Source organism: Metabacillus sp. 22489 (genome assembly GCF_052044855.1).
GTDB classification, from domain to species: Bacteria; Bacillota; Bacilli; order Bacillales; family Bacillaceae; genus Metabacillus; species Metabacillus niabensis.
The window spans coordinates 1-14,749 of the sequence record NZ_JBQENT010000039.1 but is presented as its reverse complement, the minus strand read 5'-3'; the positions used below and the strand labels follow the sequence as shown (position 1 = coordinate 14,749).

Genomic DNA, 14,749 nt, shown 5'->3' with positions numbered 1-14,749 from the left:
ATTCACATAAAATAAATTTATAAAAATGTTGACTCTTTTGGGGAATCAGGTTAATATTGAATTATCAAAGGAAATTAGAGTTAATTTTTTGTATTATATCACATAAAATAAATTTATATTTTATGAACATATTTTTAAATATAACACGTAAAATAAATTCTTTTTTCTTTGTATCACGTAAAATAAATTTAATAAATTTAGGAGGTGAGAAAATGACAAATAACATTTTAGATAAACATGTGTTGGATGTAGAGGATATACAGCGTTTCTTGGGAATTGGTCGTAGACAAGCTTATGAGTTGGTAAATTCTAATGCATTCCACGTTGTAAGAATTGGAAGAAGAATTAAAGTAGGTAAAGATGCATTCTTAGCTTGGTTAAACGGGAACGATAATAGCAGTAAATAATCATACATAATACATACTTAGCAATCTCATAATTAATACTTAATATACATATCCACCATCAAGGAGGAAATGAATAAATGAATACTGCTTGTATTAGTATAACTGACAACCAGAAAGCACTTCATGTAATGCAACAATTAATTTTAAAAGTTGAATTTATATTGCAAACCAATCAAGAGCAACAATATGCAGATTTCCTGAAGGAATTAATGTACGACAGTGAATTTGCAGATTTTGAGCAAACAATTAGGGAAGATATAAAGCAATTTGGCATAGCTGACCAAGAAATTATAGACACAATGAAAGAACTAATTCCAACAATCTAAAGGAGAGGATAGTAGATGTATAAAGTAGTAGATTTAGCACAAGCTATAGAAGATAAGGAAACAGGTATCCAGGAATTAAATAATTTTATTAAATCGGCTGTAGAGTTGAATAAAGGCCGTATCTCACTTGCTATTGAAAATGAAGTAAATGGTGAGAATCCACAAGTTATTCTTGATACGTTTACTGATCATTTGTTAAGCCATGCATTTTCAAATTACAGCCAATCAACTCTGTTGGAATATATCGCAAATGGAACGCTATTTAAGGCTCGTGAGTTGCTGTTTGATAGTTTGATAGCTAATGAGGAAATAAACGCTGCTATGATACTACAAGGGGCTTAAATGAGTGTTCAACGAAAGGAGGTGAAAACAGGTGAGTGTAAAGATAGAAAATAATGTTTCAATCAATGTTCTAAAAGAAACGAAGAGTTTGAACAGAATAATGTAACACCTCCATCATGGGGCTATTTCGGAATCCCGAGGTTCCGAGTTGAAATTAGCACATATAGATTTGTTTAAGCATCAGAAGTAATTACATAAATCGTCCGTCACAATTGTCACAAGCTATTAAAAATAAAATTAATATAAAAGGAGAAAATTATGACACTATACAAAAATAATGGAAATATCGGGGTAAATGAATTTGATTTATTAGTAGGTGGAGTTAAAGAAAAGGCATTAGAATTTACAGGTAAGCCAGTGGAGCAATTATTTGTAGATTGTACTAAAGATGATTACAAATTGGCATTCGAATTATTAGCTAAACATGTAAGAGGCTGGGCAGATACTAATAATGAAGGAAGTTTATTGATGAATATCGTTATGGAAGCCGCTGAGGAAATTAGTGATGATCAGATTGAGTCATTCATGTTAATTGAGTCTGCTTTATGCAAAGGGGCTAATTAATGACTGTAAATAAATACTGGATGATTTCAAGACAATTAAACGAAAAAGAAACTGCTATAAACAACTTTTATGAGTCTGCTCAACGCTTCATTAAACAAGCAGAAATAGAATTAGTTGAAGCTAGATTAAAGATACATGAAAAAATATTAATCTACAACGGATTCACATTAAGAAATCTTGATTTAACTGGAATAGATGAAGAAATGAAAAGACTTTATCAGAATTTAGTTGACGAATATAACATTAACAAACTGAAAAAGTATTCCAGATACAATCATGTTGTAGCGATCAAACGTTATTACCGGATTAGAAAAGGAATATGGAATCATTGGTCAACTTACTTAGATGTTATTGATGATTTATGGATTGGACTTGCAGAAATTTATGATGAATTAGTTGAAGCTAAATCAATTCCAAAGATGGATAATCTTTTTACGCAGCTAGAAGTATTAAAAAGTGAATTGGAAAGTGTAAAGAATCATCGTTTCGACAATCCTCACTTTGTTAAAGAATTAGAATTTATGTTCTTTGGTGAAAATGGATTAGAAACATTAAGTAAAAATGATGTAATAAGTTTATTCACCCTGGATAAGTCAAAAGAAACACAAGCTCAATTAGATAAATACCCTGATCAAATCACTGTTGATGACCTTTGGGATATGACATTTATAAATCGAGTCGAGGAAGAGAATGATTGTTTTGCATTCGAAAATAAATACAACTTATTTATAAAAACAATGCTAAATAATGATGAAGTTAGACAAGAAATGAACAAAGTAACAGATGAAATATTTGATGATATGTTTGATTTTATACCTACATATTCAGTGACAATAGATGGCTTCGGTCGTGCAACAAATGTTAAAAGAAATAAACCAACACTTAAAATTGTAAATGGAGGAATTAAATAATGAAAAAAACAGAAAAAGAATACTTATCACTACTTTTATCTTACATACTATAAACTGGAACGGCAAAGGCTTTTGAATCATATTTAGCACATAACATTGCAGAAGGAAATGCAGATGAAACTTCCATTGAAATATTTGACGAAATTGAAGAAGAGCTTATTATGATGGGACATTATCCAATTGAAGATAATGAGTATGATCAAATTTTTCAAGCTTATGTAGTAAACGATTTAGCTTTATCTAAAGTATTAAGTTACTTCAAGACTGAAGAACAGCAAAAACAACTATTGGATTATACAATTAGTAGCCTTGAAGAACATGAACCTTTTGAAATTCATGAATTAATTAAGAAGAACTTGGATAGAACGAATGCTAAATCCAAAACAGTTTAAAAAGGATCATAGAGTCACTGGATATGACTCAGAAAACATTATCACACGAATTAGGAGTCAGTTATTCGGCTCTTAATTCCTTTCTTAATGGAAAGGACATCTTTAAGAAAAAGTAAGCTCTACCGGCTTGCTATGCTCTTAAATTTAGACATAGATTATCCATTATTTTATAAACAAATTTAATAAGTAAATTATACATATCAACTATTACCGTTATGGGATAGTGAATTTTAACAAGGAGGTATTAAATGTATGAAACCAAATTAAAGCTAATGATCCATCCAAAGAAATTTAAACGGAAACCTTCTAGTAGTGAAATGGGAGCTATTATTAACAATGAAATAACAAAGCATCCTAGAACGCTTAGTGTGAAGTCATTAGCAGAGGAACTAACAAGAGGTAAAACTATAACCACTGGATATTTAGAAGCTAAATCAGGCCGTATAAGAAGACAGGAAGAATATTGGAAATCACAGCAAATGGTCGCTTTAGACTTCGATAACGAGAGGACAATTAAAGATTCAAATGGTAAGAAAATTAAAGTTAAAGATGTAACAGTAACTCTAGAACAAGCTTTAGAAAATGAATTTATCAAGAAATATGCTGCTTTTGCTTATAAGACTTTTTCATATACTGACAGTCATCCAAAGTTTAGAGTTGTGTTTATCTTCGATAAACCATTATACAACTTACAACAATGTAAAAACTTAATATTAAAACTATTAGAACTATTTCCAACTGCAGATCAACAATGTAAAGATGGTACTAGGGTGTTCTATGGTGGTACTGATTTACACGTTATCAACTATGACAACCGCCTCCCAACACAAATAACCCTTTGGGGGGACATAAAGGGTTTAATATCTATATATCCCACCAAAGGGTCAAGCTTAAGTGAAACCTTAAACAGTGACAATTTAAATGTTAATAATATGTATAGTAATAATAAAGATAAACTTAACATTATTAAATCAAGTAGCTGCAACTACTTAGCTAATAATATTGAGTTGATTAAACAGTTGGATATTAATAATCTACAAAAGCGAATTTATCAAAATTTAAATAAACCTTACATGCAAATTATACTACATAATACACATCAAGTCTACGATTATCTTAAAAAACAAGACTTAAAGTTATTCTTAGGTGTTAATTCTAATTCTGTAATAGATATATTTCATGATGAATCTTCACCAAGTGCTAGTATATACCAATCTGAAACAGGTAGTGGTCATTGGATGTATAGATGTCATTCAACGTCATCACCATTCTTTGGAACAATATTAGAAGTAACTCAAAAGTTAACTAAATTAAAATTAAGCGAAGTTAAGAATTTTTTAATGAAGGTTTATAACATAAAGATTGTTGAAAATGAAACACAAAGACAACTTAGAGAAGAAATTGATGCTTATAAATACATACTGCAATCTGAAGTGTTTCCAGAAATGTACCCTAATGTTTATAAATTGTTTAATCGTTACGGATTCTTCGATGATTTATACATACTGCTTGATTTAATCAAAGAGAATTTACCAGCTAATAGTGATGATCCTAGACTACTGTTCTACCATTCTATTGAAACTTTATCTAAGAAATTCAATAAAAGTACAACAAACACCGGAAGACGAATGAATTTCTTCACATTTTTTAGAATGATTTACAAGTTAGACGTTTCAGAAGTGCCTAGAAGTATCCTTGACATACAGAGGAAGAATAAATTTGCTAAGCAACATAAATATTTAAACTCAACATACGAAATGAAAATTTACGATTATAGTTTTTTTGCTGAATTAGATTCTCTTTGTAAAGAATGGATGTCCAAGGGGTTAACTACTAAAACCATGACTTACGAGGGGATATTGAGAAACTTCGGACGAGAAGAAGCTGATAGAGTTTTTCCGCAAGATAAAGGTAAAGAAATACCTACATTACATGAAGATATTGTTCGATTAATTGAGAAATCAACATTGAATTTAATAAAGCTCAAAGGTTGGGCAACTGAAAAAGAAGTACTTGAGCATGTGCGTTTATACTTTAAAGGACAAAAGAAACTAAAAGAGGATTTAATTAAACGTTGTATAGGTGACATGTTAGATAAATATGCCTTGGAACGGATTCAATGTACAAAGCAAGTTAAGAAAGAAATGAATATAAGTGAAGATCAATTGTCTGTTAGTAGTTTTCCGAAAATAATTAGAAAAATAGAACGTATGGAGGAATGTATATAATGCAAGCGAAAAAGGAGAATAATCCAAACAAGCATCTACAATCACAAATTAGCCTATATTCAGTTGACACCACGGCATTCATGAATGAAGAAGAGACTAAATACAATAGATGGGTAATCAAATATAATTACTACATTGAAAAGTTAAACAAAGTCATTAATGAACTAAAGGTATACAGTAAATATATTCATGAATTAGCCAAATTAGAATCTGATCCATATTACTATAGTTATGAACCAGAGAATATGTTGAAAGTAGTTAATACTAAGCAATTTAAAAGTAAATTAAACAAGTTAAATGATTTAAAGTTTTCTGCTTTTGAAGGTGAATTTTTAAAGGTAATGGATTCTTATAGAGAAGTGTTAACTACTAAGATTGCCTCTTTTGAAAAGAAAATTACTACTGAACGAAAGTATAGAAGGTTTCATAATCAAGCAATGTATATGATGGATTTAGATTACACAACTAAACTTAACACTATAAATGAATTTGTGTTAGTCCTTAAAAGGAAAGTTGAAAAAGAAAAAGCTAAAATTTTAGATTGCAATCAACATCTTACAGATGAAAAGCTAAGTAGGAAAAAAGATGATCCGTTACGTGAATTGAATCCTAAATCATTAACACCAAAAAGGAAGATATCTCAATTTGAATCTACTCTTACCAGAACACTAGGAGTTAAAACCGATACAACCACTACAGATATCTTCGTTGTACGTGCTTATAGATATGCGATATTTGAGGATATTGTTAAACGAGGATTTAAGTATTTAGGTGAAGAGTATCAATATTTCTCTTCAACAGCTGGTGGTATTAGAACGAAAAAGAGTGTTTTTATCAAAAAATCAGTGTGGGAAATGTATAAAAATAAGCTTATGTGCGGTTTAACAATTGAAGAGATTAATAGGAAAGGTGGGATGAATACTAATAAATTTCAAGCATATTTGAGTTTATGTATGACAAGTAGTGTTCCTTGGACAGAAGCAGAAGGGTTTGATATAAATAAATGCATTGTGGTCGATGATTTAAAGACTGTTGTATATGGTGAAGTTGACTATATTAATGAAAAGTATGAAATTAACCGAATTAATAAAGGTGTGGAAATTAATCATACTGATGGTGCAGGAATGATCCTTCCTTCAATCTCGAAAAAAAGTTTCCAATTTAGAATGCCATTTTTTAAGGGTTTACTCATTAGTTTTGATTACGTTGATTTCATCGAGAAACATAAAGATGCTAGTCCAATAGTAAAAGATATATACGGAAAAGAATGGAACATAATTGAAGATGGTATTTCCGTCATATTTACCAAATCCCAATTTAAAGCATGGTCATTTTGGAACACTGGTGAAGATGGTTGGTTAAATTATAAAAAGGATTTTAAATTAAACGGTTGTGAAGCTGTTAAATGTAAGGAAGAGGATGAGGTATTTAATGATAAACGATTGAGTTATCAAATGCTTCAGACATTATATAAAATGGATCGCACAAGCTTGGAGAAGCTATGTGAAACAACTATTAAGGAGATTGAAGATATAGGATCAGATGAAAAAGCAGCTCTAAAATTACTTGGTGCTGATCCTTCAAATGAAAATAAATTTGGATATCAAAGAGTTTTGGAAATTATGCCTGAGATGTTGAACGAGACATACACAAAGGAACAGATAAAAGAATATAGACGTTCTCTTATTAAAGAAGCTAAGGCGGGACATATACTTTTACCTGGGTCAAAGCGTACATACATAGCACCGGATTTATATGCTTTTTGTGAGAGGTTATTTTTAAAGGAAGAAAAGCCTGAAGGCCTATTAAAGAATGGAGAAGTTTCATGTGCTTTGTTTGAAGATGGTCAAAAGCTGGATGTGCTTCGCAGCCCTCATTTGTACCTAGAACACAGTATTGAATTTAATAAAGTGAATAATAAAACAAAAGATTGGTTCATTACTAATGACATCCACATGAGCGTAAAATCATTGAATAGTAAGCTTCTAATGTATGACGTTGACGGCGATGACTGTTTGATCGTGAGTGACCCATTGTACGTAAAAATTTCTGAAGAACACATGAAGGGTATTGTTCCTTTAGATTACAAATTAGGGAAAGCAGATGCACAAGAAATTAATAATGACAATATTTATGAATCGCTAACAAAAGCATACGAAAAGAATATCGGAGAAATTTCAAATGCGATTTCTATATGTTTTAATAAAGTGAAAGATAGAGTGGATTTGGATGTTGTTCGTTGGCTAGTCTTTGAAAATAACGCAATTATAGACTACGCAAAATCTTTGTGGTTTCCAGAACGTCCTAAAGGAGAAGTTGAAAGGAAAATAAAAGAAAGTACTCGCGGGAAATTGCCTTATTTTTTTCACTATGCAAAGGATAAGCCTAAAAAATCAGTAGCACCTAAAAACGAAAGTGTTGTTAATATGCTTGACAGTATTATCCCTAACAACAATATTAAATTTTCTGGTTATGAAGGTGAATTTGATTACACAAAGCTGATGAGGAATAAGAATATAAAACTTGATCAAACGATAATTGATAAATATGAGGAATTGAATAGTAGCAAGTTTAAAGAAATAAAATACCAGTTGAAAGAAAAAGAGGGTAGCAAACGTAAGCAAGTTGAGCTTCAAGTATATAAGGATATCAGAGATAAATTATTCAAATTAGGTAATAAAGATGATGTAATTGATGTCCTCATCAAATATCTATATGAGGTAAAGGATAGTAAAAATAAGCAAACTCTATGGTATGCACTTGGTAATTATATAGCTAGAAATGTAGAATTTAATGTATTAGGTATTAAACGTTGCAATCGATGCTATGTTGAGATTGAAAGGAAGCAAAAGAAATCTTATTGCGAAACGTGTGCAGAGAAAAGAAAAAGTGAGCAAAAAAAACAATGGAAAGAGAAGAACAAAAGGGGAAAAATAAAAGTTAGTTGAAAATAATTGCTTGTAGGAACCCTTACATATCAAGGGTTCTTTTTGTTATTTTAAAAAATAAAAATTCTCTTAGGGGAATAATAGTCAAATATTTTAATATACCATACTTAATATATTAAATTCAATGATTATTTTTTCTGGTCATTATTCTTTTCTTTATTTTGAATAATTATGCTACAAAACTTCAACTGTTTTTGATGCTTCAATTTTGATTGTGACAACATCAAAATAGTCTTGTACATTATTAAGTTTTTCTCCTTTTATTTGAATCAGTGGTTATGGAAAAACTGCTGATTTTTTTACTAAATTAATTCAATTAAAATTTTAAATCCAGAAGGAGGGGAGTGGAATGCCTTTATCTCGAGACGAAAGATTTGAACTATTAAATAAAATTAAAAGAAAAAGATTGAAAATGAAAGATCTTGCTCAACAAGTATCTTGTACACCTTCTCTGTTATCACAATATTTCGCTTTAAGTTGTAATATAAGCGAAAACAGAGAAAAAAACTTGATTAAAATTGTAAATGAAGCCAAGGAATTTGAGTATAGAAAGGTTTACCTTGAATAACAATTTAAGTGTTATTTTTGAATAAAAATATAATCTATTATCTCCACACATGGATTTCCAAAGGATTTTACCATGAAACCTTTAATCCATGTTTTTATATCCACGTATTACAATGCCTAATTAATTTTTTAAAGACAAAAACTTTTTGGAATTAGGCATAATCTCATGAGGTAAAAGTTTTTTCCTGAAGTTTTGTGGTGGTTTTTGATAGTATTTCTAAGCATACTTCAGTAAATCAAAGTCAAAAAATATTATCCTATTCTGAAATGTGGTTTGTGTGACGTTTCAATTTTCGGAATAGAAATTTGAATTGAATTTCTGGGTTGAAAAATGTCACCGTTCGCTATTGGTTCGAGCATTTGAATGGCGAATTGTTATTAGTAGTAGGAAATGCTCAAAGGGAGTAGTGGATTTATGGAGAGTAGGCTTGGTTCACCTACTCTCTAATTTTTTAGAAGGGAAATATAAAAAATGAAAAATATAAAATCGTCGATATTGGTTGATGAAGCAAAACATTATGATCAATTTATTGAGTTGCCAATTCAATATTATGATAAAACATATCATGTAAAATTATATCCATTTTTTAAGAATGAATTAATTAGGGATTTAGTAGATGAGCTAATAGCTTTATATCAAAATGCGAGTAAAGAAGGATTGAAAATAAAGCCAGAAGATAACAGTGATTTGGTACTATATTTTATTGCACGAAAATTTACTGATATCAAATTTTCAAAAGGTAAAAAGGCAAAAACAATTTATAACGAATTTAAGCAAGTATTTAATTCGAAGACCTTTTTAACAATCATCAAACAGTTTCCAGAGGAATCGATCAAAGAAGTGTTTGAAAGAATCAGTGAAGTAATTGCTGTTAGCGGAAAAATGCAAGGAGAATACGGTGATTTAATTCGAGAAAAAATTAAAGATCTTCCGTTAGAAAATAAAGATGTATTTTCTGCAGGTGAATAGAAGTGAATCGTTATTATTGTATTTATTGCAAAAGTTTATATGGAATTGACAGAAAATGTGATAAATGTAATGAAACAACAAAACCAATTAAAATAAATGTACAAAAAGGAAAATCTTAAAATGATGCAAAACATTAGAGTTGCTGGTATGGACTATTGTGTAAATGAAGTAGAAGGTCTTATTGATAATTTTGAATTAATGGGGCAAATTCGATATAACCAAGGAATAATTGAAGTAGATAATAGCTTATGTAAAACAAGAAAAGAACAAGTATTTACACACGAATTACTTCATGCAATCTTTAAAGAAGCTGGATATGATGAACAAGATGAAGAAATGATTGAGCGTGTTTCACTTGTGTTATATCAGGTTATTAAAGATAATCCAAATTTGTTAAACAGGAGGAATATAAAATGAATCGTAAAAATAGATACAAGCCTATACCAGCTAGAATTGTTGATATTGCGAATGTATTAGATATCCAGCTATCAGAGCCAAATATTAAAAAAGATCCATATATGACTGGAATGGCCAACGGTTTAATATTAGCTTTATCCATAATGGAACAGAATGAGCCTATATATAAAGAAATACCAAGCTTTAAGACATATCTATTACATAAACTTAAATTAAAATTCAATAAGTTTAGATTTAAATTAAGCGATATGTAATTTATGGCTTTTTTATTTTGGGTGCTTAGCTCAGTGGTTAGAGCAACTTTTCTTATTCAATTGAGGGTAAATATAGAAAATGTGGATCACCGGTTCGAGCCCGGTAGTACCCACTACATAAGTAAAGGAGCCTTTGATAGTCAGTCAAAAGCTCCTTTACAAAACCGTAATCACTTTCATGTGATTCGTTATTCTTCTGTTAAGTTTATTATACAAAAGAATAAGTTTAAAATCAATTAAAATATTATATTCACTGGCAACGTCCTACTCTCACAGGGGGAGTCCCCCAACTACCATCGGCGCTGAAGAGCTTAACTTCCGTGTTCGGCATGGGAACGGGTGTGACCTCTTCGCCATCGTCACCAGCAAAATTCCCCTGCTTAATCGTTTCTCATTTCGGTACAGAATGTACAAGTGTCTGGAGAGACGGGCTTGCCGTTTGTACTCCAAGTTCCACAATCAGGACAGGAGTGTGGTTTAACAGTCGAATAACACATCACACGAAACACCTCCTTAATCGGCGGTTTTACCGACTGACTAGGTCGATTGAAGTCCGCCGACTCGTCCAACTTTTCGTAAATTAGACCAGTAGACGGACTTCCTCTTATTGGAGAGTTCGACCCTGTCATAAAGGGTTTGTGAATGTCTATATTATTCTATTTGCATTTCTCACACAAGTAATATAATACTATTATTTAGTTGAAATTTCTATAAAATGTTACAAATTTCTACGATTTATTAGAGGACTTTATTCACATGTTGTCAAATTATAGAAGAGTAATCAAAAAAGTCGATAGAGGTGTTGAGAAATGAATAGAGTAAATGCGTTTATTGAGTTATTAGACGAATGGAAAGATGAAAGTGAAGTATCTAGTAGTTACTTTCAAGGGATTTTGTTCAACTTATCATATCAATTAGGTACAGACGCTTCACATAATGTTAGCAATACTAGTGAATTAAAAGAAAGAATTCTTTATCTAATTAATGAAGTAAAATTAAAGGAAAAGTTCATAGTAAACTCATTAATTTTAGAAGTGAATAATTTCTTTGAACACGATATAAGGAACCATGGAAATGCAATAGTAACGAATGAATCAATAATAGATAACTATGTAAAAGAATTTGGTGAAAATCCACCACATCTTGGAGATACACTGGAGAGATTAAAGGAAAATGGGTACAGATTTAAATTAGAAACTCAGTATGATTTATGGAAGTTTTTAACTTTGAAAACATTTAATTATGCGAGTGAAAAAGAATGGGAAAGACTTGAACATATTGAAATGAAGAGTGAGTTAGAGAAGCAATTCTCAGGTCTGTCGGAAGAAGAAATGAATTTAACATTAGGTGAATTGAGGGACAAAATTGAAAATGGTAGCAAGTAAAAGCACCTCTTTTGAGGTGCTTTTTTATATGGGTAAATTAGACGAAAGGAGAAATGTAATATGAAAAAAGAGCGATTAGATTTATTAATGGAAATTTATAATGAAGCGATCGAATATGACAATTTCTATAATGGATATAAAATTACTAATTTAGAAGGAACTATTACAGACTTATTTAACTATCAATATCTTGAGGAATCAGGTTATATCAAAATTGAATTAAGTACGAATGGAAAGCATTACGCACAATTAACTATTCAAGGCGTTAATTTCATCGAAGAGCATTTGAGAAAAGAAGAACAGGAAAGACAGCTGCAAAGGGAGTTTGAAAATTACACGGAAAAATTAAATAAACTATCTGCTGCTAGTGAAATAAATTTACACCTTTAAATTATGTGAGGTAACAATGCCGATTAAAACGAAAAATTGTGACTTCTGTCCAAATGTATTTGTTATAAAAAATAAAACACAAAGAAGAGGGTATTCTGGGATATTTAAAGGTGATCCAGTTTACTCTTTTTATTATGTCTGTCCAGGTTGTAATGGAAAGAATGTCGTCATGTACGATACTCCTAAGTATTATAAGCAATATATAAGATTGATGACTGCTAAAAGTAAAGAAGAGCGTGAGATTGCTAAGAATGAGTTGGAGAAAGTACGTAATGAAATTGAGGAAGAGTTGAAGAAGGAGGTTTAGGAGAATGAAAGTAATTAAAGGTGATAATGTTATTGATGTTCCTGGAAATATTCCGTTTAAATTTGAAATTAATGGTGAAGTAATTGACCATAAGAATTTTAAGGAACTGAACATGAAAATTACTATATCAAATGATGTTGAAACGGTTTATTTTGTACAAGAAGATTATGAAATGTAAGAGGGGATGAAAACTTTGTTTTTGTTTAGCAAAAGACCAATTGATGAAATGATTAATTTTGTAAGAGATAACACTATTTATGATTTCAATACGATCATGCAAGGAATGACTGTCGAAGAGTTTTTTAATATATATTTTGAATGTAAGTTTAAATTTAGTGAGAGAACTTACAAGAATTCCTATATAAAGATACCAGGTGATTTAGATTTTAATAAAGTCAAAGATTCTTATGTCTGGATAGCTTATAAGGAGTTGAAAAAAATGAGTGGTATTCCCACTTTGATTTATAAGGATGAAGTAGTGAATGAAAGATTCCATGATTTACTCATATATGGTGCAATTAGAAGAACTTTAGTTCCAGTAACTGATGAGCATGATAGATGTACAGGTAAGACTACAACATTAATTATGTTTGCTAAGAAATATGGATTTGCTGCAATAGTGGAGGAACGGGAGAATATTGAATATTTAAGGGAACGATTTGATTATAATCATATTTATACTTCCTCAGACATGATTCTAGGTGATTTAGATATTAAAAAAATTGTTATAGATGAAACAATTAGTGAGGATGAAGTACCAGAAATTTATGAAGTAATTACTGGATTTAAATCAATTCAGAAAATCAAGGAACATGACTGTTTAATTGACTTTATCGATGATTGTGTAAATGAATTAAATGCGGAATTAGAACAAAATCTTCGTCTACTTAAAGATTTAAAATTTGAGAAGTTAATGGAATGTAAGACTTTGCTAGATATTATGAAAGCTAATGATGATAAATAAAATGAAATATATCAAAGGAAATAACATTGTAGATATTCCTGATAATGTTAATTTAATAATAAACAAGGATGAAAAGATTGATTTTGAAAAGTTAATTAATCATGGAATTGTATTGGTAGATGAAAATGAAGAAATAACATGGTTAGTACCGGATGAAGGATAAACAGTGTGTAATTAAAACTAAAGAGGTGTAAACAATGAATAAAAGAATGAATACAATGATTGGGTTAGTAATGATGCAAACAGGAATTGAATATAAAACGATTGTCGATGATATGAGTGTGAAGGAATTCTTAAAATACTATTGTGAAGCAGCAGATGCCTTAGAAGATATTGATGATTATGTCAAAAAGGCTGAATCAAATATTAATGAAATTGATGATTCTGATTATGATGTTTCATTAGATAAATGGGATATGTAGATTAACATATGTTATTATATATGTTCACATGTTAAGGAGGTAAGTTGACATATGAGTGATGAACTATTATCTGCAGAACAAGAAAGTGCAGCTCAATTATTAGCCATTGGGGGCATAGATAAACAGGATATTGCGGATCGATTATCCATCTCACGTACCACTCTATGGAAATGGGAAAAGAATGAGATATTTAGAGCGAGGGTGGACGAAATCAAACGCGAATTTTCAAGTTTTGGTATCGGACTAATTGAGAGTAAATTTGTTGAGGCTGTTAATGATTATTGGAATCTAATCAAGACTACCGAAAATTCAAGGGTAAAAGCAGAAGGATTACGCTATTTCATAGATAGAAAAATAGGTAAACCTACAAGCAAAGTGGATTTAGGTGTTAATAATGGCCAAAATAATGATGGGGTAAATGAAGATGTTATCGATGCTGAATTTGATGAAATAGTAAGTGAATACGAATATGAGGAATAAAAAAGCCTTTACACCTATTAATAAAGTGTGAAGGCTTTTGATATTGCTTCAGCTTTTTGTTTATCAGTTGGTACAGTATAACGTTGTGCAACAGTAACAGAGTGTCCAGCAAGGTTAGCTATCATAGATAGATCGTTAGAAGTACGTGCCAATCGAGTACAGAATGTATGTCTAAGTTGATGAGGAGTAATATCATATTCCTTTAATAAAAGCTGAATAGCTCTAGTAGTAAGTTGCTTTTGTCTTTGGTTTATGAATACATATTCACATTTATCATTACGTGAATCAAGATAACGTTTGATTGAAGTGTATTTATCTTTTTGGATTGGTATCACTCTTGCTTTATGACCTTTAGAGGGAGTGTAATATTAACTGTGTAAGTAAGGAATGCGTACGGTTCCTTACTCACACAGTTTTTTATTTGATAGAATAATAAGTATAAAGCTAAAGGAGTGGTTTCAGTGGGGAAATTGAA

21 protein-coding genes, 1 tRNA gene, 1 rRNA gene and 1 pseudogene are annotated in these 14,749 nt (G+C 30.5%); 22 read left to right on the top strand and 2 right to left on the bottom strand.

The window, feature by feature from the left end; all coding sequences use genetic code 11:
- The first annotated feature begins 212 nt into the window (after positions 1-212).
- From ACTJJ9_RS19345 to ACTJJ9_RS19280, 14 genes are all read left to right on the top strand, one after another.
- Positions 213-407, top strand: a complete 195-nt coding sequence (locus ACTJJ9_RS19345) for a helix-turn-helix domain-containing protein (RefSeq protein ID WP_440768829.1) — start codon at positions 213-215, stop codon at positions 405-407.
- 77 nt (positions 408-484) lie between these two features.
- A complete protein-coding gene (locus tag ACTJJ9_RS19340; protein WP_440768828.1) occupies positions 485-733 on the top strand; it encodes a hypothetical protein in 249 nt (82 codons plus the stop codon).
- A gap of 15 nt (positions 734-748) precedes the next feature.
- Entirely contained in the window at positions 749-1,075 is a 327-nt protein-coding gene (locus ACTJJ9_RS19335) for a hypothetical protein (protein WP_440768827.1), read from the top strand.
- 258 nt (positions 1,076-1,333) lie between these two features.
- Positions 1,334-1,639, top strand: a complete 306-nt coding sequence (locus ACTJJ9_RS19330) for a hypothetical protein (protein ID WP_440768826.1) — start codon at positions 1,334-1,336, stop codon at positions 1,637-1,639.
- Positions 1,639-2,550, top strand: a complete 912-nt coding sequence (locus ACTJJ9_RS19325) for a hypothetical protein (RefSeq protein WP_440768825.1) — start codon at positions 1,639-1,641, stop codon at positions 2,548-2,550. Before ACTJJ9_RS19330 ends, ACTJJ9_RS19325 begins: the two co-directional genes overlap by 1 nt.
- A gap of 161 nt (positions 2,551-2,711) precedes the next feature.
- Positions 2,712-2,942 (top strand): hypothetical protein, encoded by a 231-nt coding sequence (locus tag ACTJJ9_RS19320; RefSeq protein ID WP_440768824.1) that lies wholly within the window; start codon positions 2,712-2,714, stop codon positions 2,940-2,942.
- A gap of 23 nt (positions 2,943-2,965) precedes the next feature.
- Positions 2,966-3,058 carry a hypothetical protein gene (locus ACTJJ9_RS19315; RefSeq protein ID WP_440768823.1) on the top strand — a complete coding sequence of 31 codons (93 nt, stop codon included), beginning with the start codon at positions 2,966-2,968 and terminating at the stop codon, positions 3,056-3,058.
- A 132-nt stretch (positions 3,059-3,190) separates the two neighbouring features.
- Positions 3,191-5,170 (top strand): hypothetical protein, encoded by a 1,980-nt coding sequence (locus ACTJJ9_RS19310; protein WP_440768822.1) that lies wholly within the window; start codon positions 3,191-3,193, stop codon positions 5,168-5,170.
- On the top strand, positions 5,170-8,118 hold the full coding sequence (locus tag ACTJJ9_RS19305) for a hypothetical protein (RefSeq protein WP_440768821.1): 2,949 nt from the start codon (positions 5,170-5,172) through the stop codon (positions 8,116-8,118). Before ACTJJ9_RS19310 ends, ACTJJ9_RS19305 begins: the two co-directional genes overlap by 1 nt.
- A 349-nt stretch (positions 8,119-8,467) precedes the next feature.
- Positions 8,468-8,686 carry a hypothetical protein gene (locus ACTJJ9_RS19300; protein ID WP_440768820.1) on the top strand — a complete coding sequence of 73 codons (219 nt, stop codon included), beginning with the start codon at positions 8,468-8,470 and terminating at the stop codon, positions 8,684-8,686.
- Positions 8,687-9,157: 471 nt separating this feature from the next.
- Positions 9,158-9,655, top strand: coding sequence for a hypothetical protein (locus ACTJJ9_RS19295; protein ID WP_440768819.1), 498 nt, complete (start codon positions 9,158-9,160; stop codon positions 9,653-9,655).
- A gap of 120 nt (positions 9,656-9,775) precedes the next feature.
- Positions 9,776-10,072, top strand: coding sequence for an ImmA/IrrE family metallo-endopeptidase (locus ACTJJ9_RS19290; protein WP_440768818.1), 297 nt, complete (start codon positions 9,776-9,778; stop codon positions 10,070-10,072).
- Entirely contained in the window at positions 10,069-10,326 is a 258-nt protein-coding gene (locus ACTJJ9_RS19285) for a hypothetical protein (RefSeq protein WP_440768817.1), read from the top strand. Before ACTJJ9_RS19290 ends, ACTJJ9_RS19285 begins: the two co-directional genes overlap by 4 nt.
- Before the next feature lie 19 nt (positions 10,327-10,345).
- A tRNA-OTHER gene (locus tag ACTJJ9_RS19280) sits at positions 10,346-10,439 on the top strand.
- Between the two features lie 138 nt (positions 10,440-10,577).
- On the opposite strand, the gene rrf is transcribed toward ACTJJ9_RS19280, so the two are convergent.
- Positions 10,578-10,693, bottom strand: a 5S ribosomal RNA gene (gene rrf / locus ACTJJ9_RS19275).
- A 442-nt stretch (positions 10,694-11,135) separates the two neighbouring features.
- Here rrf and ACTJJ9_RS19270 point away from each other — a divergent pair.
- The 8 genes from ACTJJ9_RS19270 (at position 11,136) to ACTJJ9_RS19235 (ending at position 14,274) form a co-directional block, all read left to right on the top strand.
- Positions 11,136-11,711 carry a hypothetical protein gene (locus tag ACTJJ9_RS19270; RefSeq protein WP_440768816.1) on the top strand — a complete coding sequence of 192 codons (576 nt, stop codon included), beginning with the start codon at positions 11,136-11,138 and terminating at the stop codon, positions 11,709-11,711.
- A 60-nt stretch (positions 11,712-11,771) separates the two neighbouring features.
- Entirely contained in the window at positions 11,772-12,101 is a 330-nt protein-coding gene (locus tag ACTJJ9_RS19265) for a hypothetical protein (RefSeq protein ID WP_440768815.1), read from the top strand.
- A gap of 16 nt (positions 12,102-12,117) precedes the next feature.
- Positions 12,118-12,408, top strand: coding sequence for a hypothetical protein (locus ACTJJ9_RS19260; protein WP_440768814.1), 291 nt, complete (start codon positions 12,118-12,120; stop codon positions 12,406-12,408).
- Positions 12,409-12,412: 4 nt separating this feature from the next.
- Positions 12,413-12,586, top strand: a complete 174-nt coding sequence (locus tag ACTJJ9_RS19255) for a hypothetical protein (protein WP_440768813.1) — start codon at positions 12,413-12,415, stop codon at positions 12,584-12,586.
- A 261-nt stretch (positions 12,587-12,847) separates the two neighbouring features.
- On the top strand, positions 12,848-13,372 hold the full coding sequence (locus ACTJJ9_RS19250; RefSeq protein WP_440768812.1) for a hypothetical protein: 525 nt from the start codon (positions 12,848-12,850) through the stop codon (positions 13,370-13,372).
- Between the two features lies 1 nt (position 13,373).
- Positions 13,374-13,535, top strand: a complete 162-nt coding sequence (locus ACTJJ9_RS19245; protein ID WP_440768811.1) for a hypothetical protein — start codon at positions 13,374-13,376, stop codon at positions 13,533-13,535.
- A gap of 34 nt (positions 13,536-13,569) precedes the next feature.
- Positions 13,570-13,794, top strand: coding sequence for a hypothetical protein (locus ACTJJ9_RS19240; RefSeq protein ID WP_440768810.1), 225 nt, complete (start codon positions 13,570-13,572; stop codon positions 13,792-13,794).
- A 51-nt stretch (positions 13,795-13,845) separates the two neighbouring features.
- The gene (locus ACTJJ9_RS19235) at positions 13,846-14,274 is read left to right on the top strand and encodes a phBC6A51 family helix-turn-helix protein (RefSeq protein ID WP_440768809.1); all 429 of its coding nucleotides are present in this window, start codon (positions 13,846-13,848) and stop codon (positions 14,272-14,274) included.
- Positions 14,275-14,291: 17 nt separating this feature from the next.
- On the opposite strand, the pseudogene ACTJJ9_RS19230 reads toward ACTJJ9_RS19235, so the two are convergent.
- Positions 14,292-14,621 (bottom strand): annotated as a pseudogene (locus ACTJJ9_RS19230) (tyrosine-type recombinase/integrase); the annotation flags it as partial.
- Between the last annotated feature and the right edge of the window lie 128 nt (positions 14,622-14,749).